The following is a 20,752-nucleotide window of genomic DNA, read 5'->3' on the forward strand; positions in this document are numbered from 1 at the left end:
CATAACCAAGTACCCGATGACCGTTCAGGGCGCGAAGGCCCTGGAAGAAGAACACGCTTTCCTGACCAAGGTCGAGCGCCCGCGCTTGAGCCAGGCTATTGGTGAAGCGCGTGAGCTGGGCGATCTCAAGGAAAACGCCGAATACCACGCTGCCCGCGAGGAGCAGGGGATGGTCGAGGCGCGTGTCCGTGATATCGAAGGCCGCATGCAGAATGCGGTGATCATCGATGTCACGACGATTCCCCATACTGGCAAGGTCATTTTTGGCACCACAGTGGAAATCGCCAACGTCGAGACGGATGAAAGCGTTACCTACCAGATCGTTGGTGAGGACGAGGCTGATATCAAGCTCGGCAAGATTTCCGTTGGCTCGCCTATCGCCCGCGCCTTGATTGCCAAGGAAGAGGGGGATGTGGTGGCGGTCAAGACGCCCGGTGGCGTCATCGAGTATGAGATTGTCGAAGTCCGTCACGTCTGAACGAAGGCGCCCGCTTCGCGCGGGCGCCATGATCTGGCAGCTTGCCCAAATGTTGTGGGTGGGCGGTGTCTGGTTGTTGCACATCGGTTTGCTGCCGGTGCTGGGCCGAGTAGGCCTGGCACCGCTGCTGATCGATGAGATCGACGGCATGCTGACGGCGCTGCTGGTAGGTTTTTCCGCAGTGTGCGTGACGTTCCAGGCTTTGGTGCTGATTCAGGCCGAGGGCCTGGTCAGTCTATGGCGCGACATCCGTGGGCAACTGCTGGTCATGTCGTTGTATGCGTGCGGGATGTACTTTGTCGTGCGGCTTGGCTGGCCGGATGCAGGCCAGTGGCTGGCTTTCAGTTACCTGGTGCTGGGCTTTTCAGGTTTGGTACTGGTGTTACAGCCGGTGCCCGGATGGAGTGGCAGGGTGTGCGAGGCACACCCTTGACCCTTTGGCGTTACTTGAAACGGTGGACGTTCGACAGCTGCTTGTTGACGCTGAAGTTCTTGCGATAGATCAGCGCCATCTTGCCGATGACCTGCACCAGGTCCGCCTTGCCGGTCTTGCACAGCTCTGCCACGGCAGCCAGGCGAGCTTCGCGATCGAGGATGTTGAGCTTGATCTTGATCAGCTCGTGATCGCTCAGGGCGCGTTCCAGCTCGGCCAGTACACCTTCAGTCAGACCGTTGTCAGCTACTGTCAGCACCGGCTTGAGGTGGTGGCCAATGGATTTGTATTGTTTCTTCTGCTCTTGAGTGAGCGGCATAATCTGACCCCTGCGTCTGATCTTGTAAAAAGCGGCGGCCAGTTTACCCGAGCGAGTCCGGGACCGCCCACTTAATCACGATCCGTTTTTATTTCAGAGGTGGCCTGTGGCCCGTTCCAAGACTAGCCAGAACTGGCTGAAAGAGCACTTCAACGACCCATACGTCAAAATGGCGCAAAAGGACGGCTATCGCTCTCGTGCAAGCTATAAATTGCTGGAGTTGCAGGAAAAGGATCGCCTGATCCGCCCGGGCATGACAGTCATCGACCTCGGCGCGGCGCCGGGTGGGTGGTCCCAGGTGGCCAGTCGTCTGATTGGCGGCCAGGGACGATTGATCGCTTCCGACATCCTGGAAATGGACAGCATCCCTGATGTGACCTTCATCCAGGGCGATTTCACTGAAGATGCGGTACTGGCAAAAATCCTCGAAGCCGTCGGAAATACGCAGGTTGACCTTGTGATTTCCGATATGGCCCCCAATATGAGTGGATTACCCGCTGTCGACATGCCTCGTGCGATGTTCCTCAGCGAGCTGGCCCTGGATCTGGCCGGGCGGGTGTTGCGCCCGGGCGGGGATTTTTTGATCAAGGTTTTCCAGGGTGAAGGTTTCGACGAGTACCACAAGGGCATGCGCAAACTGTTCGAAAAGGTGCAGATGCGCAAGCCACTGTCGTCCCGTGACCGTTCTCGCGAACAGTATCTGCTGGCGAGAGGCTTTCGCGGGATCGAGGGCGCAGCGAGCGATGAGCGTCTTTGAGAGGGTGCGATAGTTTTTTTTGTATCGCATTGCAGAAGCCGCGGGATGAAAATCAGGCGGTCACAGTTTCACATTGGGTTACAGACGGCGCCTGCCAGAGCCGTACGTAATGTAGTAAGTTAGGCCGGTGAATATCATGCGAAGCGCGCGCCAGTAGCGGAGCTTGCTTCAGAGGGTAGTTAATTGAACGACATGGCAAAGAATCTGATCCTGTGGTTGATCATCGCCGCTGTCCTTGTGACCGTGATGAACAACTTCTCCAGCCCTAACGAGCCGCAGACCCTTAACTATTCCGACTTCATCCAGCAGGTCAAGGATGGCAAGGTCGAACGCGTAGCCGTAGACGGCTATGTGATTACCGGCAAGCGCACCGACGGTGACAATTTCAAGACCATTCGTCCGGCGATCCAGGACAATGGCCTGATCGGCGACCTGGTGGACAACCATGTCGTGGTCGAAGGCAAGCAGCCTGAACAGCAAAGCATCTGGACCCAGCTTCTGGTCGCCAGCTTCCCGATCCTGGTGATCATCGCGGTGTTCATGTTCTTCATGCGCCAGATGCAGGGCGGTGGCGGCGGCAAGGGCGGGCCGATGAGCTTTGGCAAGAGCAAGGCCCGGTTGCTCTCCGAAGACCAGGTCAAGACGACGCTGGCCGACGTGGCCGGTTGCGACGAAGCCAAGGAAGAAGTGGGCGAGCTGGTCGAGTTCCTCCGCGATCCGGGCAAGTTCCAGCGCCTGGGTGGTCGTATTCCGCGTGGCGTCCTGATGGTTGGTCCGCCGGGTACCGGTAAGACCTTGCTGGCCAAGGCGATTGCCGGTGAAGCCAAGGTGCCGTTCTTCACGATTTCCGGTTCCGACTTCGTCGAAATGTTCGTCGGCGTGGGTGCCAGCCGTGTTCGTGACATGTTCGAACAAGCCAAGAAGCACGCGCCGTGCATCATTTTCATCGACGAAATCGACGCCGTGGGCCGTCACCGTGGCGCTGGCATGGGCGGTGGTCACGATGAGCGTGAGCAAACCCTCAACCAGTTACTGGTCGAGATGGACGGTTTCGAAATGAACGACGGCATCATCGTGATTGCCGCCACCAACCGTCCGGATGTGCTTGATCCTGCGCTGTTGCGTCCAGGTCGTTTCGACCGTCAGGTTGTGGTCGGCTTGCCGGACATTCGCGGTCGCGAACAGATCCTCAAGGTTCACATGCGCAAGGTGCCGATGGGTGACGACGTCGCCGCGGCGGTCATTGCGCGCGGTACACCGGGCTTTTCTGGTGCCGACCTGGCTAACCTGGTGAACGAAGCTTCCTTGTTCGCTGCTCGTTCCGGCAAGCGGGTCGTGGAAATGAAGGAGTTCGAACTGGCCAAGGACAAGATCATGATGGGCGCCGAGCGCAAATCCATGGTCATGTCGGAAAAGGAAAAGCAGAACACTGCGTACCATGAGGCGGGTCACGCCATCGTCGGTCGCGTGGTGCCTGAGCACGATCCTGTCTACAAGGTGTCGATCATCCCGCGCGGTCGTGCCCTTGGGGTGACCATGTTCCTGCCGGAAGAGGATCGCTACAGTCTGTCCAAGCGTGCGCTGATCAGCCAGATCTGTTCGCTGTACGGTGGTCGTATCGCTGAGGAAATGACTCTTGGGTTCGATGGTGTGACCACGGGGGCATCCAATGACATCATGCGTGCGAGCCAGATCGCGCGGAACATGGTGACCAAATGGGGGTTGTCCGAGAAGTTGGGACCTCTGATGTATGCCGAAGAAGACACCGAAGTGTTCCTGGGGCGTGGTGGCGGTGGTCAGCATGCCACCTTCTCCGGTGAGACGGCCAAGCTGATTGATTCCGAGGTGCGCAGCATCATTGACCAGTGCTATGGCACGGCCAAGCAGATCCTCACGGACAATCGTGACAAGCTCGATGCCATGGCCGACGCGCTGATGAAGTACGAGACCATCGACGCCGAACAGATCGACGACATCATGGCGGGTCGCCCGCCTCGTGAGCCTCGCGACTGGTCCGGTGGCACCGGTACTTCGGGAACGCCTCCGGCCGTGCAGGGTGAGCGTCCGGAGACGCCGATCGGTGGTCCGGCGGCTGACGTATAAGGCTTGAAATGAATTCTGTTCAGTCCTCGACCCGGTTGCCTTTCGGCAACCGGGTTCTTGATTTGGCCCATGTGCATGTCATGGGTATTCTCAATGTCACTCCTGATTCCTTTTCCGACGGTGGGCGCTTCAGCCAGCTCGATGCGGCATTGCGTCATGCCGAGGCCATGGTGGCTGCCGGGGCGACGCTGATCGATGTCGGGGGGGAGTCAACCCGGCCAGGGGCGCGAGCGGTGTCCCCTACCGAGGAGCTGGAGCGCGTGGCGCCGATTGTCGAGCGCATACACCGCGAGCTGGACGTGATTATTTCTGTCGATACTTCCACCCCGGCGGTCATGCGCGAGAGTGCGCGGCTGGGGGCGGGGTTGATCAACGACGTCCGCGCTCTGCGGCGCGATGGTGCACTCGACGCAGCAGCGGCCACGGGGTTGCCGGTGTGCCTGATGCATATGCTGGGTGAGCCCGGGAATATGCAGGATGACCCGCATTATCACGATGTAGCCAGGGAGGTGGGCGAGTTTCTGGCAGAGCGTCTGGCCCAGTGCGCCGCAGCGGGTATCCCTGGAGAGCGGATTATTCTCGATCCCGGATTTGGCTTTGCCAAGACGCTGGCTCACAACCTCAGCCTGTTCAAGCATATGGAAGCTTTGCATGCCTTGGGGCGCCCGCTGTTGGTTGGGGTTTCGCGAAAGAGCATGATAGGCAATGCCTTGGGGCGACCGGTGGGGGAGCGCCTGTATGGCGGTCTCGCGCTCGCGGCCCTGGCCATTACAAAAGGTGCGCGCATCCTGCGAGTGCACGATGTGGCCGAAACGATGGATGTTGTGCGGATGATCGCTGCTGTGGATTCAGCCGAATAAGAATGACGGAGCACTTATGAGCAAAAAATACTTTGGCACCGACGGTATCCGTGGTCGGGTCGGCGAATACCCCATCACCCCTGATTTCATGCTCAAGCTCGGCTGGGCTGCCGGCATGGCGTTCCGCAAGATGGGCGCCTGCAAGGTGCTGGTCGGCAAGGACACGCGCATTTCCGGCTACATGTTCGAATCCGCCCTGGAGGCTGGCCTGACGTCGGCGGGTGCCGACGTGATGCTGCTGGGGCCGATGCCGACGCCCGCCATTGCTTACTTGACGCGTACATTCCAGGCGCAGGCAGGCATCGTGATCAGTGCCTCGCACAACCCTCACGACGACAACGGCATCAAGTTTTTCTCCGGCCAGGGCACCAAGTTGCCCGATGAAATCGAACTGATGATCGAGGAACTGCTGGATACGCCGATGACCGTGGTTGAGTCGAGCAAGATCGGCAAGGTATCGCGGATCAACGATGCGTCGGGTCGCTACATCGAATTCTGCAAAGGCAGTGTGCCGACCGGCACCAGCTTCTCGGGCCTGAAAATTGTCGTCGACTGCGCCCATGGCGCTACCTACAAGGTCGCGCCGAGTGTATTTCGCGAGTTGGGGGCGGAGGTCGTGGTGCTTTCCGCCCAGCCTAACGGCCTGAACATCAATCACAACTGCGGTTCCACCCATACCGAGGCGTTGCAGGCTGCCGTGCTCGCCGAGCAGGCCGACCTGGGGATTGCCTTCGATGGCGACGGTGACCGGGTCCTGATGGTTGATCACACCGGTACGGTCGTCGATGGAGACGAGCTGCTGTTCATCATTGCTCGCGACTTGCACGGTCGTGGCAGGTTGCAGGGCGGTGTCGTCGGTACACTGATGAGCAACCTCGGGCTTGAACTGGCCTTGGCGGATCTTGATATTCCCTTCGTGCGCGCCAACGTGGGTGACCGCTACGTGATCTCGGAGTTGCTGGAGCGCAATTGGGTGATCGGCGGTGAAAACTCCGGTCACATCGTGTGCTTTGATCACACCACTACCGGGGACGCCATCATTGCTGCCTTGCAAGTGCTGATGGCGCTCAAGGCGCGCAACGAAGGGCTCGCACAGTCACGCCAGGCATTGCGCAAATGCCCGCAGGTGTTGATCAACGTGCGTTTCGGTGGCGGGGCGAGCCCGATCGAGCATGAGAAGGTCAAGCAGGCCAGCGAGCGTGTGACACAGGCGATGGCTGGTCGTGGTCGTGTGCTGTTGCGCAAGTCCGGAACAGAGCCTCTGGTGCGTGTGATGGTCGAAGGCGAGGACGAAACACTGGTTCGCGGCTATGCCGAAGAGCTGGCAAAACTGGTTGCTGAAGTTTCTGCCTGAATTCGGCTTGCCAGCCATGGAACGGTTGGGTAAGATCTGCGCCCACTTTGACCGACGAGGTACAGCATGCGTCGCCCTATGGTAGCTGGTAACTGGAAGATGCACGGTACCCGCGCCAGCGTCGCTGAGCTGATCAATGGCCTTCGTCATTTGGCCTTGCCAAGCGGTGTTGATGTCGCGGTATTCCCGCCTTGCTTGTATATCAATCAAGTGATTGATGGCTTGAAAGGCAAGTCGATTTCGGTCGGCGCACAGAATTCCGCGATAGAGCCCATGCAAGGTGCATTGACGGGTGAGATTGCTCCAAGTCAGTTGGTGGATGCGGATTGTTCCCTGGTCCTGGTTGGACACTCCGAGCGTCGCCTGATCATGGGTGAGCAGGATAAGACCTTGATTCGCAAATTCGCTGCGGCTCAGGCGTGCGGTCTGATCCCGGTGTTGTGTGTAGGGGAGACCCTCGAACAGCGTGAAGCCGGCAAGACCCTTGAGGTTGTCGGGCGTCAGCTGGGCAGCATCATCGAAGACCTGGGCGTCGGCGCTTTTGCCAAGGCTGTCATTGCTTACGAGCCGGTCTGGGCCATTGGTACCGGGCTGACAGCTTCGCCTCAACAGGCGCAGGATGTGCATGCAGCCATCAGGGCGCAGTTGGCGGCAGAGAATTCTGAAGTGGCACGAGGTGTGCGGCTTCTATACGGCGGCAGCGTGAAGGCGGCCAATGCGGCTGAGCTGTTCGGCATGCCGGATATCGATGGGGGGCTCATTGGTGGGGCATCCCTGAATGCAGATGAGTTCGGTGCGATTTGTCGCGCCGCGGGAAACTGAAAAAATGCTGGAAACAGTCGTAGTCGTTTTTCATCTGCTGGGTGCACTGGGTGTAGTTGCCCTCGTATTGCTGCAGCAGGGTAAAGGTGCGGATGCTGGTGCGTCTTTCGGTGCAGGTGCTTCAAATACTGTGTTCGGAAGCCAAGGTTCCTCTACCTTTCTTAGTAAGTTTACTGCTATACTTGCCGCCGGTTTCTTCATGACCAGCTTAGGGTTAGGTTACTTTGCTAAAGAGAAGGCTCACGAGCTGACTCAAGTAGGTTTGCCAAACCCGGCCGTTCTGGAGGCGCCAAAGCAACAACCGGCTTCTGATGATGTCCCGGTGCTTCAAGAGCAAAAGTCGGCCAACCCGGCGACTGACGTACCTCCAGCTCAAGAGCAGAAGTAAGAAGGTTTCAAACGCTGTATTTGCCGAGGTGGTGGAATTGGTAGACACGCAACCTTGAGGTGGTTGTGCCCATAGGGTGTAGGGGTTCGAGTCCCCTTCTCGGTACCAATTATCAGGAAAGCCCGCGATTGCGGGCTTTCTTGTAGGTGGAAGGGTTACATTGACCCTGTAGGGGATCGGTCGTATACTTCCGCCCCAGCTTTGTCGCGGGATGGAGCAGCCTGGTAGCTCGTCGGGCTCATAACCCGAAGGTCGTCGGTTCAAATCCGGCTCCCGCAACCAGTTTCAGGGCCCCTTCCAAGGGGCTTTTTGTTAGCTGGACACTTTACAGCGCCGCTGTTCAGGCGGCGTTTCAGGGATGGGCGATTCGCCCATTTTTTTTTTATTTGCACAGCATGCACAAACATGCACGAGGGGGTTCAGGTGTCGAGCAAGCTAGAACAGTTGCAGGCCTTGTTGGCCCCGGTGGTCGTGGCCCTGGGCTATGAATGCTGGGGTATTGAGTTTTCGGCTCAAGGTCGCCACTCATTGTTGCGCGTTTATATCGATAAGGAAGGCGGCGTGTTGGTGGACGATTGCGCCATCGTCAGCCGTCAGATCAGCGGTGTGCTGGATGTTGAAGATCCAATCAGCACCGAATACACCCTTGAAGTTTCCTCGCCTGGCATGGAACGCCCACTGTTCACTCTTGAGCAGTTTGCTTCGTTTGCCGGTGAACAAGTGAAGATCAAGCTGCGTTCTCCTTTCGAAGGGCGACGCAACTTTCAAGGCCTTCTGCGCGGTGTAGAAGAACAGGACGTCGTGGTGCAGGTAGATGACCATGAGTTCCTGTTGCCGATCGATATGATCGACAAGGCCAACATTATTCCCAGTTTTGACTGATACGTGCCAGATACTGCGGATCCCGCGGATCCAATGGCTTGCGAAAGGCGAGGCGTACGATGAGCAAAGAAGTACTGCTGGTTGTTGAGTCGGTATCCAATGAAAAGGGCGTACCGGCTCACGTTATTTTTGAAGCGCTGGAGCTGGCCCTGGCCACTGCTACCAAGAAGCGGTTTGAAGACGAAGTTGACTTGCGTGTGGAGATCAATCGTCACACGGGGTCTTATGAGACTTTCCGTCGCTGGACAGTGGTCGAGGAAGCCGACCTGGACGATCCGGCTATCGAGACCTGGCCGAGCAAGGTTGCCCAGACGCATCCAGGTGCCAAGGTCGGCGATGTCGTCGAAGAAAAAATCGAGTCTATCGAATTCGGTCGTATCGCTGCGCAGACTGCCAAGCAGGTCATCGTGCAGAAAGTTCGCGAAGCCGAGCGCGCGCAAGTGGTCGACGCCTATCGCGAGAAGCTGGGGGAAATCATCTCCGGTACCGTGAAAAAGGTCACCCGCGACAACGTGATCGTCGACTTGGGCAACAACGCCGAGGCGCTGTTGGCGCGTGAAGACATCATTTCCCGCGAAACCTTCCGGGTGGGCGTGCGGCTGCGCGCGCTACTCAAGGAAATCCGCACTGAAAACCGTGGCCCGCAGCTGATCCTGTCGCGTACCGCGCCGGAAATGCTGATCGAGTTGTTCCGCATCGAAGTGCCGGAAATCGCTGAAGGCCTGATCGAAGTCATGGCTGCCTCCCGTGATCCGGGCTCGCGTGCCAAGATCGCGGTCCGTTCCAAGGACAAGCGCATCGACCCGCAAGGCGCCTGCATCGGCATGCGTGGTTCGCGTGTCCAGGCCGTATCCGGCGAGTTGGGCGGCGAGCGCGTGGACATCGTCCTGTGGGACGACAACCCGGCGCAGTTCGTGATCAATGCCATGTCGCCTGCTGAAGTGGCGGCCATTATCGTCGACGAAGATGCCCACGCCATGGACATCGCCGTTGGCGCGGACAATCTGGCTCAGGCCATCGGTCGCGGAGGCCAGAACGTGCGTCTGGCCAGCCAGTTGACCGGTTGGACCCTGAACGTGATGACCGAATCGGACATCCAGGCCAAGCAGCAAGCTGAAACCGGCGACATCCTGCGCAACTTCATCGAAGAACTCGAAGTCGATGAAGAGCTGGCGCAGGTGCTGGTGGATGAAGGCTTCACCAGCCTGGAAGAGATTGCCTATGTACCGGTGGAGGAGATGCTCAACATCGACGGCTTTGACGAGGACATCGTCAACGAGCTTCGCGCTCGAGCCAAGGATCGCTTGTTGACCAAAGCCATCGCTACTGAGGAAAAGCTGGCAGACGCCCATCCGGCCGACGACCTGCTCTCGCTTGAGGGTATGGACAAGGATTTGGCGATGGAACTGGCGGTGCGCGGCGTCATTACCCGCGAAGACCTGGCCGAGCAGTCTATTGACGATCTGCTCGACATCGACGGCATTGACGATGAGCGTGCCGGCAAGTTGATCATGGCCGCCCGAGCCCACTGGTTCGAGTAATTAGGCGCGGCCTGAGGAGAGAAGTGCATGACGCAAGTCACGGTGAAACAACTGGCCGATGAGGTCAAAACACCGGTAGAGCGCCTGTTGCAGCAGATGCGTGAGGCAGGTCTGCCGCACACCGCCGCCGAGGAACATGTGACCGACAGTGAGAAGCAATCCCTGCTGACCCACTTGAAAAGCAGTCACAAGGCGAAAGTGGAAGAACCACGCAAGATCACTCTGCAGCGTAAAACCACCAGCACCCTGCGTGTTGCCGGTAGCAAGAGCATCAGCGTAGAAGTCCGCAAGAAGAAAGTCTTCGTACAGCGCAGCCCGGAAGAAATCGAAGCCGAGCGCAAGCGTGAACTGGAAGAGCGTCGCGCAGTAGAGAATGCTGCCCGTCAGAAGGCTGAAGAAGAAGCCAAGCGTCGAGCCGAAGAAGAGGCGCGTCGCCAGCCTGCCGTCGCGCAACCCGCGCCGGTCGAGGCCGTCGCTGCACCTGCACCTGCACCGGCTGTCGAGCCCGAGCGCGAAAGCGCCCCGGTCGTGGCGCCTGCGCCGGCCCCGGTGGCGGATACTCGCAAGCGTGACGAGCAGCGTCGTCCAGACAAGCCACGTGCCGACGAAAACCGTCGTGGCGGTGGCGATGGCGAGCGCAAGAACGCGCCTCATCGTGCTTCGGTCAAGGAAAAGGCGCCGGCACCCCGCGTTGCCCCGCGCACTACCGATGAAGAAAGCGATGGATTCCGTCGCGGCGGTCGCGGCAAGGCCAAACCGAAAAAACGCAACGCCCACGGTTTCCAGAGCCCGACCGGCCCTGTCGTGCGTGAAGTGAAGATCGGCGAAACCATCACTGTGGGCGATCTGGCCCAGCAGATGTCGGTCAAGGCTGCCGAAATCATCAAGTTCATGTTCAAGCTGGGTACACCGGCCACCATCAACCAGGTACTGGACCAGGAAACTGCCCAACTGGTTGCTGAAGAGCTGGGCCACAAAGTGACCCTGATCAGTGATACCGCCCTGGAAGATTCCCTGGCCGAGTCGCTGAAGTTCGAAGGTGAAGCGGTTCCTCGTGCGCCGGTCGTGACCGTCATGGGCCACGTTGACCACGGTAAGACCTCGCTGCTCGACTACATCCGTCGTGCCAAGGTGGCGGCTGGCGAAGCCGGCGGTATCACCCAGCACATCGGTGCATACCACGTTGAAACCGATCGCGGCATGGTCACCTTCCTCGACACCCCGGGTCACGCCGCGTTTACCGCGATGCGTGCCCGCGGTGCCAAGGCGACCGACATCGTGATCCTGGTGGTCGCGGCGGATGACGGTGTGATGCCGCAAACCGTCGAGGCCGTCCAGCACGCCCAGGCTGCTGGCGTACCGCTGGTGGTCGCGGTGAACAAGATCGACAAGCCAGGTGCTGACCTCGATCGCATCCGTAGCGAACTGTCGGTTCACGGCGTGACTTCCGAAGATTGGGGTGGCGACACGCCATTCGTTCCGGTCTCGGCGAAGATGGGTACCGGCGTTGACGAACTGCTCGAAGCGGTCCTGCTGCAAGCAGAGGTCCTGGAACTGACCGCGACACCTTCGGCCCCTGGCCGTGGTGTGGTCGTTGAATCGCGCCTCGACAAGGGCCGTGGCCCGGTTGCGACTGTCCTGGTCCAGGACGGTACGCTGCGTCAGGGCGACATGGTGCTGGTCGGCTCGAACTACGGCCGCGTGCGCGCCATGCTCGACGAGAACGGCAAGCCTATCAAGGAAGCCGGTCCTGCCATTCCAGTCGAGATCCTCGGCCTGGACGGTACCCCGGACGCTGGCGACGAGATGAGCGTTGTGGCTGACGAGAAGAAAGCCCGTGAAGTGGCGCTGTTCCGTCAAGGCAAGTTCCGCGAAGTCAAACTGGCTCGCGCTCACGCCGGCAAGCTGGAAAACATCTTCGAAAGCATGGGCCAGGAAGAGAAGAAGACGCTCAACATCGTCCTCAAGTCCGACGTCCGTGGTTCGCTGGAAGCCCTGCAAGGCGCCCTGAACGGCCTGGGCAACGACGAAGTCCAAGTGCGTGTGGTCGGCGGCGGGGTCGGTGGTATCACCGAAAGCGACGCGAACCTGGCGCTGGCTTCCAATGCGGTACTGTTCGGCTTCAACGTGCGTGCCGACTCCGGCGCTCGCAAGATCGTCGAGCAGGAAGGCCTGGACATGCGTTACTACAACGTGATCTACGACATCATCGAAGACGTCAAGAAAGCGTTGACCGGTATGCTGGGCAGCGACGTTCGCGAGAACATCCTGGGTGTGGCCGAAGTTCGCGACGTGTTCCGCTCGCCGAAGTTTGGTGCCATCGCCGGTTGCATGGTGATCGAAGGTGTCGTTCACCGTAACCGTCCGATCCGCGTACTGCGCGAAGACATCGTGATCTTCGAAGGCGAGCTGGAATCGCTGCGTCGCTTCAAGGATGACGCTTCCGAAGTTCGTGCCGGCATGGAATGCGGTATTGGCGTCAAGAGCTACAACGACGTCAAGGTCGGCGACAAGATCGAAGTCTTCGAGAAGGTCCAGGTTGCTCGCAGCCTCTGACTCGCGCACTTCAAGAGCCGCACGGGGTAGTCGCATGAACATGCGCTGCCGCGCGAGCGGACTCTAAACGCAACGCCCGGTCTGGTTTTTGCCAGGCCGGGCGTTTGCCGCTTTCAGACCTCGCGGGTTTCACCGTGGGGCAGTAACAGGTAACAAGACATGGCAAAAGAATACAGCCGTACCCAACGAATCGGCGATCAGATGCAGCGCGAGCTGGCCCAGCTGATCCGTCGCGAAGTCAAAGACCCGCGCGTCGGCCTGGTCACCATTACCGCTGTGGAAGTCAGCCGTGACGTCGGTCACGCGAAAATTTTCATCACTGTGATGGGCCAGGACAGCGGCGAAGAAATCGCCCAGAGCATCAAGGTGCTGAACTCGGCGGCCGGTTTCCTGCGGATGCAGTTGGCCCGGGAGATGAAGCTGCGCAGCGTCCCGCAGTTGCACTTCCACTACGACGAAAGCGTTGCTCGGGGTGCACACCTGTCGGCGCTGATCGAGCGTGCCGTGGCTGAAGACAGTCAGCACGCGGCTGAACCCGAAGACACCAAGGAGTAATTCGGTGGCGCAGGTCAAACGTATCCGTCGTAACGTCAGCGGCATCATCCTGCTCGACAAGCCGCTGGGGTTCACCTCCAACGCGGCGCTGCAGAAGGTCCGCTGGTTGCTCAATGCCGAGAAAGCCGGGCACACCGGCAGTCTCGACCCGCTGGCCACCGGCGTACTGCCGTTGTGTTTCGGCGAGGCAACCAAGTTCTCCCAATACCTGCTCGATTCCGACAAGGGGTATGAAACCCTGGCGCAACTGGGCAAGACCACTACCACGGCAGATGCCGAAGGTGAGGTTTTGCTCGAGCGCCCGGTGACCGTTGGTCAGGCTGATATCGAGGCGGTGTTGCCAGGATTTCGTGGGCAAATCAGTCAGATACCGCCGATGTACTCGGCCCTCAAGCGTGATGGGCAGCCGTTGTACAAACTGGCGCGTGCGGGTGAAGTAGTGGAGCGTGAACCGCGTTCTGTTACTATTGCGCGCTTGGAATTGCTGGCCTTTGACGGTAATACTGCGCGGCTGGCCGTGGATTGCAGCAAGGGCACTTATATCCGGACCCTGGTGGAGGATATCGGCGAGCGGCTCGGTTGCGGTGCCTACGTGGCGGAACTGCGCCGGACCCAGGCCGGGCCTTTCACACTGGCCCAGACGGTCACGCTGGAAGAGCTCGAAGCGGCCCATGCCGAAGGTGGCAATGAAGCGGTCGACCGTTTCCTGATGCCATCGGACAGCGGGCTGCAAGACTGGCCGCTGTTGCAGTTCTCGGAACACAGTGCGTTCTACTGGCTCAACGGCCAGCCGGTACGTGCCCCGGATGCGCCGAAGTTCGGCATGGTACGGGTACAGGATCACAACGGTCGTTTCATCGGTATCGGTGAAGTGAGCGAAGACGGGCGTATTGCGCCGCGTCGACTGATTCGGTCGGAATGACCGGAACCAGCCTGTGTAACAACAGGCTGGCGAGTGTGGCTGTTAACAGGCACGGTCACTACTCATTTATCGATACAGGGATTTGTCCCTGGCCTGTTGGTACGGTTTCCCTGGAAACGGTACCTCACAAGAGGAAAGCCACATGGCACTCAGCGTTGAAGAAAAAGCTCAGATCGTGACCGACTACCAGCAAGCTGTTGGTGATACTGGTTCGCCAGAAGTGCAAGTTGCACTGCTGACCGCCAACATCAACAAACTGCAAGGTCACTTCAAGGCCAACGGTAAAGACCACCACTCCCGTCGTGGTCTGATCCGCATGGTAAACCAGCGTCGTAAGCTGCTGGACTACCTCAAGGGCAAGGACGTTAATCGTTACAGCACCTTGATCGGCCGCCTGGGCCTGCGTCGCTAATCAGCGATTGCGCTATGAGGTTGGTTGTCTGCCAGTTGCCTGCGTTCTGCTCGGGTGGCCGGCAGGCTTCCAGCCTCAAGTTTTATCTGGACAGTCGTTGGGCCGATTCCCCGCACTGCCCAAGAATTTCGCAAGAAGACAAGTTCCCCAAGAGCCACAAAGAAGGTAGGACACCGTGAACCCGGTAATCAAGAAATTCCAGTTCGGTCAGTCGACCGTTACCCTCGAGACTGGCCGTATTGCCCGTCAGGCCTCCGGCGCAGTACTGGTCACCGTTGACGACGACGTCAGCGTGTTGGTGACCGTAGTGGGTGCCAAGCAAGCCGATCCAGGCAAGGGCTTCTTCCCTCTGTCCGTTCACTACCAGGAAAAGACTTACGCGGCTGGTAAGATCCCTGGCGGTTTCTTCAAGCGCGAAGGCCGTCCTTCCGAGAAAGAAACCCTGACTTCCCGACTGATCGACCGTCCGATCCGTCCGCTGTTCCCAGAAGGTTTCATGAACGAAGTGCAGGTTGTCTGCACCGTCGTTTCCACCAGCAAGAAGACCGATCCGGACATCGCTGCGATGATCGGTACCTCGGCTGCACTGGCCATCTCCGGCATTCCTTTCGATGGCCCGATCGGCGCAGCCCGCGTGGCGTTCCACGAAAGCACCGGCTACCTGCTGAACCCGACCTACGAGCAACTGGCTGCCTCCAGCCTGGACATGGTCGTGGCCGGTACCGAGGAAGCCGTACTGATGGTTGAATCGGAAGCCAAAGAGCTGACCGAAGACCAGATGCTGGGTGCCGTGCTGTTCGCCCACGACGAATTCCAATCGGTCATCAAGGCTGTCAAAGAGCTGGCCGCCGAAGCCGCCAAGCCAACCTGGACCTGGGCGCCACAGCCGGAAGCCACCGAACTGCTGGGCGCGATCCGTGCCGAGTTCGGCGAAGCGATCTCCCAGGCCTACACCATCACCGTCAAGGCCGACCGTTACGCGCGTCTGGGCGAGCTGCGCGACCAGGTGGTTGCCAAGCTGTCCGGCGAAGAAGGCCAGCCGTCTGCTGCCGACGTCAAAGCGGCTTTCGGTGAAATCGAATACCGTACCGTTCGCGAAAACATCGTCAACGGCAAGCCGCGTATCGACGGTCGCGACACCCGCACCGTGCGTCCGCTGAACATCGAAGTCGGCGTTCTGCCAAAGACCCACGGTTCGGCACTGTTCACCCGTGGCGAAACCCAGGCGCTGGTCGTTGCGACACTGGGCACCGCCCGTGACGCACAACTGCTGGACACCCTGGAAGGCGAAAAGAAAGACCCGTTCATGCTGCACTACAACTTCCCACCGTTCTCGGTAGGCGAGTGTGGTCGCATGGGTGGCGCCGGTCGCCGCGAAATCGGTCACGGCCGTCTGGCCCGTCGTTCGGTCCAGGCCATGCTGCCAGCCGCTGACGTGTTCCCGTACACCATCCGCGTGGTATCGGAAATCACCGAGTCCAACGGTTCGAGCTCGATGGCTTCGGTCTGCGGCGCTTCCCTGGCCCTGATGGACGCCGGTGTGCCGATGAAGGCGCCGGTTGCCGGTATCGCCATGGGCCTGGTGAAAGAAGGCGAGAAATTCGCCGTCCTGACCGACATCCTCGGTGACGAAGACCACCTGGGCGACATGGACTTCAAAGTGGCCGGTACCGCCAAGGGCGTCACCGCACTGCAGATGGACATCAAGATCAAGGGCATCACCGAAGAGATCATGGAAATCGCCCTGGGCCAGGCCCTGGAAGCGCGCCTGAACATCCTCGGCCAGATGAACCAGGTGATCGGTCAGTCCCGTACCGAGCTGTCGGCCAACGCTCCGACCATGATCGCGATGAAGATCGACACCGACAAGATCCGTGACGTCATCGGTAAAGGCGGCGCGACCATCCGTGCGATCTGCGAGGAAACCAAGGCTTCGATCGACATCGAAGACGACGGCTCGATCAAGATCTTCGGCGAAACCAAGGAAGCGGCAGAAGCAGCACGCCAGCGCGTCCTGAGCATCACCGCCGAGGCCGAGATCGGCAAGATCTACGTCGGCAAGGTCGAGCGCATCGTCGACTTCGGCGCCTTCGTCAACATCCTGCCGGGCAAGGACGGTCTGGTGCACATCTCCATGTTGAGCGATGCTCGCGTCGAGAAAGTGACCGACATCCTCAAGGAAGGCCAGGAAGTGGAAGTGCTGGTGCTGGACGTGGACAACCGTGGCCGTATCAAGCTGTCCATCAAGGACGTGGCTGCCGCCAAGGCATCGGGCGTTTAATCAGCCTTTCGCCTGACTGCTGAACAAGCAAACGCCCCGACTGGTTCGGGGCGTTTTGCTATGTGCTAAAAATCCCTCTCTGGCAGGTTGCCTGGTCACCGGGGACGATGCTAGGTTTAGCCACCGCCCGTGTAGCTCAGCCGGTAGAGCAGCGCACTCGTAACGCGAAGGTCGCAGGTTCGATTCCTGTCTCGGGCACCATTCCCTCGTTATGAGTTTCACCCAGCGGTTTTCAAATGATCCCCAGAATGGTCCTGAAGGCCAGGTAAACCGGGCTTCACACGGTTTCTTGCGTCAGAGAGATCCTTGATGATCCAGATCCATCTCCCATTCCCCAGATCAACGAGAACGCCATGACTGTTAAACAATTGTCCCAAGAAGCCAGGCACGAAGAAGCGCTGAAGAAGTACGTTCTGGACGCGCCGCAGTTGCTGGAAGAGATCAAGGACTTGTCCGCCGACGATCAGAGAGACCAGATCCAGTGGGCGTTCGAGGACGAGGCTGAAGCCCAGGGGCTGCAGCCTTGGGAACTGACCCTCAAGTACACCTGCACGCCTGAAGAATTCGAGGCGCAGCGCCTTGCGTTGCACAAGGAAGCGGCCGAGGTATTGGGGGTTGAGTGGGAAGAATACTGCGAGATGAATAATCTGGTGGTTTAACGGCGGCTACAAGCTACAAGCCAAGCACGGAACAGCTTGCAGCTTGCAGCTTGCAGCTTGTAGCTTGCGGCTCGAAGCTGCTTAAAGACTGAGCCGCATCGACAGGTCCACCGCTTTCACATCCTTGGTCATCGCCCCGATCGAGATGTAGTCCACCCCGGTCTCGGCGATCGGGCGCAACGTGTTTTCGTTGATCCCGCCGCTGGCCTCCAGTTTCGCCTTGCCGCCATTCAGGCGCACGGCTTCGCGCATGTCGTCCAGGCTCAGTTCGTCGAGCATGATGATGTCGGCGCCGGCCGCCAGCGCTTGTTTCAATTCTTCCAGGCTTTCCACCTCGACTTCCACCGGTTTGCCCGGTGCGATCTTGTGGGCGGCGCTGATGGCCTGGGCGATGCCACCGCAGGCGGCGATGTGGTTTTCCTTGATCAGGAACGCGTCGTACAAACCGATGCGGTGGTTATGGCAGCCGCCGCAAGTCACGGCGTACTTCTGCGCCAGCCGCAGCCCGGGCAGGGTCTTGCGGGTGTCCAGTAGCTTGACCTGGGTGTCGGCGACGAAATCCGCCAGGTAGCGCGCCCGGGTGGCGACGCCCGAAAGCATCTGCAAGAAGTTCAGCGCACTGCGCTCGCCGGTCAGCAGCGAACGGGCCGGGCCTTCAAGGTGAAACAGCGCCTGATCGGGACTGGCCCGCTCGCCGTCGTGCACTTGCCAATGCACCGCGACGCGCGGGTCCAACTGCCGGAACACGGCATCGACCCAGGCCGTACCGCTGATGATCGCCGCTTCGCGGGTAATGATGGTGGCCTTGGCCAGACGTTCGGCGGGGATCAGTTTCGCGGTGATGTCGCCGCTGCCGATGTCTTCGAGCAACGCGCGGCGCACGTTGGCTTCGATTTCGGCGGTCAGATCGGCGAGACGTAGATTCGGCATGACGGGCTCCACAAACAAAGTGGCCAGATTATAGGGCCAGGCCGTGAGCGAACCCAAGGTGCCGGAGGTCTACCGTAGGTATCGAAACGGCATTTGGTCGCCTGCTCGCAACGTTTGCGCATTTATCCGGTCACTTATTGCGCTGGATTTCGAGTGGGATCACAGAGTCCGCTGGTGCGACGGGGTTGTTTTGCAGATAATCCGCCTTTCGATTGACGTCATGACTTTGACGTCCAGCGCCGAAGAATGCCGTTACAGGAGGTCGGGATGCATAACGACGGGAATGTAGTGCCTTTACACAAGGTTTCTGCCGATCAGGCGATTCGTTCGCCCCTTGCCCGTCTTCCTGTGATTCTGCTTCAGGTCCGCGACAAGGCCGCACAGCAGTTGCGCCAAGGCTTGCAGGAGTTGTTCGATAACGCCGACGACACTCTGTTCGAAATGGCCGACCGGGCGCGTCAGGATGTCGAGCAGAACCTGTATTTCGAAGCGATGCGGGACTTGCGGCTCAAGCGCAAGAGCATTGAGCGCGAGTTCATCGAACAGTTTTTCGAGGCGTTTGTCAGCCTCGCCCAGTACGACCTGACCCAAGCCACCTTGGCGCCCATCCTGGCGCAAGATGGCCCGCCCCAGCGCGGCCATGACGACTTGGAGCGCCATCTCGCGGTAGAAGCCATGGTCACCCGGGTACTCAGCCGCGAAGGCGGGGCCCTCGATCAATTGACGGTCCGGCTCAGTGCGCTGCTGGCCCGGCCGCTGTCGAGCCAGCAGAATCCTCTGAGCCCGGCACTGTTGTGCGAAAGCTTTCTACAGGCCGCGCGGAACCTGGGTGTGGGGATCAAGGTCAAGCTGATCCTGCTCAAATTGTTCGAGCGCTATGTGCTCAGCGAGTGCGACCAACTCTACGCCGAGGCCAATCAGTTGCTGGCCGCCACCGGCATCCTGCCCGACCTCAAGGCGACGCCGTCGCGGCGCGCATCGGATCGCGCGGATGCCAGTCCCAGGCCCAAGGCCGATGCCGCTGCCAAGTCCCGGGCCGCTGAAGTCGACGACAGCGTGCAGGAAGTGTTCGCGGCGTTGCAGAAGCTGTTGCGGCAGGTCCGTGGCAGCGTAGCGCCGACCCTGGAGGTCAGCGCGCCGACCCAGCCGATCTCCACCAGTGACTTGTTGCGTCTGCTGTCGCATTTGCAGCAATACGTGCCGGCGCCCGCGGTTCAGGACGAGTTCGATCTGCGTAGCCAGCTCGAGCAACTGCTGACCCGGGTCAGTGTCCGCAGCGGCAAATCCCGGGTGGTGGAAGGCGCGGACGAGGACGTGATCAACCTGATCTCGATGATGTTCGAGTTCATCCTCGACGACCATAACCTGCCGGACTCTTTCAAGGCGCTGATCGGTCGCTTGCAGATCCCGATGCTCAAGGTCGCGGTGCAAGACAAGAGCTTCTTCAGCCGAGGCAATCATCCGGCGCGGCGGCTGCTCAATGAAATCGCCGCGGCGGCCATGGGCTGTGGCGATTGCGACGATCATCAGCGTGACAGCCTTTACCAGCGCATCGAACAGGTGGTGCAGCGTTTATTGAATGATTTCGTCGATGACCCGGCCATTTTCTCCGAGCTGCTGGCCGACTTCCTGGCGTTCACCAGCGACGAGCGACGCCGCAGCGAACTGCTCGAGCAGCGCATCCGGGATGCCGAAGAGGGGAGGGCCAAGGCGGAATGGGCGCGCCAGCGTGTCGAAGGGGCACTGAACCACCTCATGCTGGGCAAAGTGTTGCCGCTGGCGGTGGTGGAGTTCGTGCAGCAGGCCTGGAGCCAGGTGTTGCTGCTGACCTGCTTCAAGCACGGCGAGCGTTCAGCCGAGTGGCAGGCGGATGTCCTGACCCTGGAACAACTGATCTGGAGCGTCCAGCCCCACAATGAGGCCGACGCGGGCGTGCGCTTGTTGGCGATGGTGCCGGAACTGCTCAAGGCCCTGCGTGAAGGCTTGAGCCGTTCGGCGTTCGACCCGTTCGCCACCAGCGAGTTTTTCGCCGAGCTGGAGGTCTTGCACGTGCAGGCGCTGGAGCACATGGGGCAGGCGTCGGGGCAGGGCGAGTCGGCCGAGTCGCCGGTAATGATCCAGGTGCTGGAAAAAATCACCCTGCGTGCGCCTCAGAAGGCTTCGGTGGACAGCTCGTTGGTCGGCTTGCCGGCCGATGATGCGAGCTTGCGCCAGGTCGATCAATTGCGTCTGGGAAGCTGGGTCGAGTTCCAGGAGGACGAGGACAACCGCCTGCGCTGCAAACTGGCGGCGATCATCGAGTCCACCGGCAAGTATGTCTTCGTCAACCGCACCGGCCTGAAGGTGCAGGAGCACAGCCGCACCAGCCTGGCCCTGGAATTTCGCCGGGGGGCGGCGCGCCTGTTGGACGATACGTTGCTGTTCGACCGGGCGTTGGAGTCGGTTCTGGGCAACTTGCGCCAGCTCAATCGCGGCAAGTGATCACACTCGCCAGTCCGAT

General features: G+C 59.8%; 19 protein-coding genes and 3 tRNA genes. 20 read left to right on the forward strand and 2 right to left on the reverse strand.

What is annotated here, in order from left to right; all coding sequences use genetic code 11:
• Position 1 precedes the first annotated feature (1 nt).
• Both greA and N4Q37_RS17295 read left to right on the forward strand, forming a co-directional pair.
• On the forward strand, positions 2–478 hold the full coding sequence (gene greA, locus N4Q37_RS17290) for a transcription elongation factor GreA (protein ID WP_024779954.1): 477 nt from the start codon (positions 2–4) through the stop codon (positions 476–478).
• 28 nt (positions 479–506) lie between these two features.
• The gene (locus N4Q37_RS17295) at positions 507–911 is read left to right on the forward strand and encodes an MFS transporter (RefSeq protein ID WP_260960229.1); all 405 of its coding nucleotides are present in this window, start codon (positions 507–509) and stop codon (positions 909–911) included.
• A 10-nt stretch (positions 912–921) separates the two neighbouring features.
• Here the strand turns inward: N4Q37_RS17295 and N4Q37_RS17300 are convergent, their stop codons facing one another.
• On the reverse strand, positions 922–1,230 hold the full coding sequence (locus N4Q37_RS17300; protein ID WP_003197704.1) for a YhbY family RNA-binding protein: 309 nt from the start codon (positions 1,228–1,230) through the stop codon (positions 922–924).
• A gap of 106 nt (positions 1,231–1,336) precedes the next feature.
• Here N4Q37_RS17300 and rlmE point away from each other — a divergent pair, with 106 nt between their 5' ends.
• From rlmE to N4Q37_RS17385, 17 genes are all read left to right on the forward strand, one after another.
• Positions 1,337–1,987 carry a 23S rRNA (uridine(2552)-2'-O)-methyltransferase RlmE gene (gene rlmE / locus N4Q37_RS17305; protein WP_260960255.1) on the forward strand — a complete coding sequence of 217 codons (651 nt, stop codon included), beginning with the start codon at positions 1,337–1,339 and terminating at the stop codon, positions 1,985–1,987.
• A gap of 192 nt (positions 1,988–2,179) precedes the next feature.
• A complete protein-coding gene (ftsH, locus tag N4Q37_RS17310) occupies positions 2,180–4,090 on the forward strand; it encodes an ATP-dependent zinc metalloprotease FtsH (RefSeq protein ID WP_260960262.1) in 1,911 nt (636 codons plus the stop codon).
• 8 nt (positions 4,091–4,098) lie between these two features.
• A complete protein-coding gene (folP, locus tag N4Q37_RS17315) occupies positions 4,099–4,950 on the forward strand; it encodes a dihydropteroate synthase (protein ID WP_260960265.1) in 852 nt (283 codons plus the stop codon).
• Positions 4,951–4,966: 16 nt separating this feature from the next.
• Positions 4,967–6,304: a phosphoglucosamine mutase gene (glmM, locus tag N4Q37_RS17320; RefSeq protein ID WP_260960272.1), complete on the forward strand. Its 1,338-nt coding sequence runs from the start codon at positions 4,967–4,969 to the stop codon at positions 6,302–6,304.
• A 66-nt stretch (positions 6,305–6,370) separates the two neighbouring features.
• Positions 6,371–7,126, forward strand: a complete 756-nt coding sequence (tpiA, locus tag N4Q37_RS17325; RefSeq protein WP_260960278.1) for a triose-phosphate isomerase — start codon at positions 6,371–6,373, stop codon at positions 7,124–7,126.
• A 4-nt stretch (positions 7,127–7,130) separates the two neighbouring features.
• Entirely contained in the window at positions 7,131–7,514 is a 384-nt protein-coding gene (gene secG, locus N4Q37_RS17330) for a preprotein translocase subunit SecG (RefSeq protein WP_003197714.1), read from the forward strand.
• 22 nt (positions 7,515–7,536) lie between these two features.
• A tRNA-Leu gene (locus N4Q37_RS17335) sits at positions 7,537–7,622 on the forward strand.
• Between the two features lie 97 nt (positions 7,623–7,719).
• Positions 7,720–7,796, forward strand: a tRNA-Met gene (locus N4Q37_RS17340).
• A gap of 141 nt (positions 7,797–7,937) precedes the next feature.
• Positions 7,938–8,396 carry a ribosome maturation factor RimP gene (rimP, locus tag N4Q37_RS17345; RefSeq protein WP_053153211.1) on the forward strand — a complete coding sequence of 153 codons (459 nt, stop codon included), beginning with the start codon at positions 7,938–7,940 and terminating at the stop codon, positions 8,394–8,396.
• 59 nt (positions 8,397–8,455) lie between these two features.
• Positions 8,456–9,937: a transcription termination factor NusA gene (gene nusA / locus N4Q37_RS17350; RefSeq protein WP_260960300.1), complete on the forward strand. Its 1,482-nt coding sequence runs from the start codon at positions 8,456–8,458 to the stop codon at positions 9,935–9,937.
• 27 nt (positions 9,938–9,964) lie between these two features.
• Positions 9,965–12,493 (forward strand): translation initiation factor IF-2, encoded by a 2,529-nt coding sequence (infB, locus tag N4Q37_RS17355; RefSeq protein WP_260960321.1) that lies wholly within the window; start codon positions 9,965–9,967, stop codon positions 12,491–12,493.
• A gap of 159 nt (positions 12,494–12,652) precedes the next feature.
• Positions 12,653–13,048 carry a 30S ribosome-binding factor RbfA gene (gene rbfA, locus N4Q37_RS17360; RefSeq protein ID WP_260960327.1) on the forward strand — a complete coding sequence of 132 codons (396 nt, stop codon included), beginning with the start codon at positions 12,653–12,655 and terminating at the stop codon, positions 13,046–13,048.
• A gap of 4 nt (positions 13,049–13,052) precedes the next feature.
• On the forward strand, positions 13,053–13,970 hold the full coding sequence (gene truB / locus N4Q37_RS17365; protein ID WP_260960337.1) for a tRNA pseudouridine(55) synthase TruB: 918 nt from the start codon (positions 13,053–13,055) through the stop codon (positions 13,968–13,970).
• A 142-nt stretch (positions 13,971–14,112) separates the two neighbouring features.
• A complete protein-coding gene (gene rpsO, locus N4Q37_RS17370) occupies positions 14,113–14,382 on the forward strand; it encodes a 30S ribosomal protein S15 (RefSeq protein ID WP_039592311.1) in 270 nt (89 codons plus the stop codon).
• Between the two features lie 175 nt (positions 14,383–14,557).
• Positions 14,558–16,663: a polyribonucleotide nucleotidyltransferase gene (pnp, locus tag N4Q37_RS17375; protein ID WP_260960362.1), complete on the forward strand. Its 2,106-nt coding sequence runs from the start codon at positions 14,558–14,560 to the stop codon at positions 16,661–16,663.
• Positions 16,664–16,788: 125 nt separating this feature from the next.
• Positions 16,789–16,864, forward strand: a tRNA-Thr gene (locus N4Q37_RS17380).
• 152 nt (positions 16,865–17,016) lie between these two features.
• Positions 17,017–17,322, forward strand: a complete 306-nt coding sequence (locus N4Q37_RS17385; protein WP_260960363.1) for a DUF6388 family protein — start codon at positions 17,017–17,019, stop codon at positions 17,320–17,322.
• Between the two features lie 81 nt (positions 17,323–17,403).
• Here the strand turns inward: N4Q37_RS17385 and nadC are convergent, their stop codons facing one another.
• Complete coding sequence (nadC, locus tag N4Q37_RS17390; protein WP_260960364.1) at positions 17,404–18,252, reverse strand: carboxylating nicotinate-nucleotide diphosphorylase; 849 nt, start codon at positions 18,250–18,252, stop codon at positions 17,404–17,406.
• Between the two features lie 267 nt (positions 18,253–18,519).
• On the opposite strand from nadC, the gene N4Q37_RS17395 reads away from it, so the two are divergent.
• Positions 18,520–20,733: a DUF1631 domain-containing protein gene (locus N4Q37_RS17395; RefSeq protein ID WP_260960365.1), complete on the forward strand. Its 2,214-nt coding sequence runs from the start codon at positions 18,520–18,522 to the stop codon at positions 20,731–20,733.
• The last annotated feature ends 19 nt before the right edge of the window (positions 20,734–20,752 follow it).

This window comes from Pseudomonas citri (assembly GCF_025336485.1).
Lineage (GTDB): Bacteria > Pseudomonadota > Gammaproteobacteria > Pseudomonadales > Pseudomonadaceae > Aquipseudomonas > Aquipseudomonas citri.

What these genes read in the sequence shown, in the direction of transcription:
- N4Q37_RS17300 (WP_003197704.1), bottom strand. Translation starts at nt 1,230, where the DNA reads ATGCCGCTCACTCAAGAGCAGAAGAAACAATACAAATCCATTGGCCAC.
- nadC (WP_260960364.1), bottom strand. Translation starts at nt 18,252, where the DNA reads ATGCCGAATCTACGTCTCGCCGATCTGACCGCCGAAATCGAAGCCAAC.
- N4Q37_RS17385 (WP_260960363.1), top strand. Translation starts at nt 17,017, where the DNA reads ATGACTGTTAAACAATTGTCCCAAGAAGCCAGGCACGAAGAAGCGCTG.
- rbfA (WP_260960327.1), top strand. Translation starts at nt 12,653, where the DNA reads ATGGCAAAAGAATACAGCCGTACCCAACGAATCGGCGATCAGATGCAG.
- folP (WP_260960265.1), top strand. Translation starts at nt 4,099, where the DNA reads ATGAATTCTGTTCAGTCCTCGACCCGGTTGCCTTTCGGCAACCGGGTT.
- N4Q37_RS17295 (WP_260960229.1), top strand. Translation starts at nt 507, where the DNA reads ATGATCTGGCAGCTTGCCCAAATGTTGTGGGTGGGCGGTGTCTGGTTG.
- infB (WP_260960321.1), top strand. Translation starts at nt 9,965, where the DNA reads ATGACGCAAGTCACGGTGAAACAACTGGCCGATGAGGTCAAAACACCG.
- N4Q37_RS17395 (WP_260960365.1), top strand. Translation starts at nt 18,520, where the DNA reads ATGCATAACGACGGGAATGTAGTGCCTTTACACAAGGTTTCTGCCGAT.
- secG (WP_003197714.1), top strand. Translation starts at nt 7,131, where the DNA reads ATGCTGGAAACAGTCGTAGTCGTTTTTCATCTGCTGGGTGCACTGGGT.
- rpsO (WP_039592311.1), top strand. Translation starts at nt 14,113, where the DNA reads ATGGCACTCAGCGTTGAAGAAAAAGCTCAGATCGTGACCGACTACCAG.
- tpiA (WP_260960278.1), top strand. Translation starts at nt 6,371, where the DNA reads ATGCGTCGCCCTATGGTAGCTGGTAACTGGAAGATGCACGGTACCCGC.
- nusA (WP_260960300.1), top strand. Translation starts at nt 8,456, where the DNA reads ATGAGCAAAGAAGTACTGCTGGTTGTTGAGTCGGTATCCAATGAAAAG.
- ftsH (WP_260960262.1), top strand. Translation starts at nt 2,180, where the DNA reads ATGGCAAAGAATCTGATCCTGTGGTTGATCATCGCCGCTGTCCTTGTG.
- glmM (WP_260960272.1), top strand. Translation starts at nt 4,967, where the DNA reads ATGAGCAAAAAATACTTTGGCACCGACGGTATCCGTGGTCGGGTCGGC.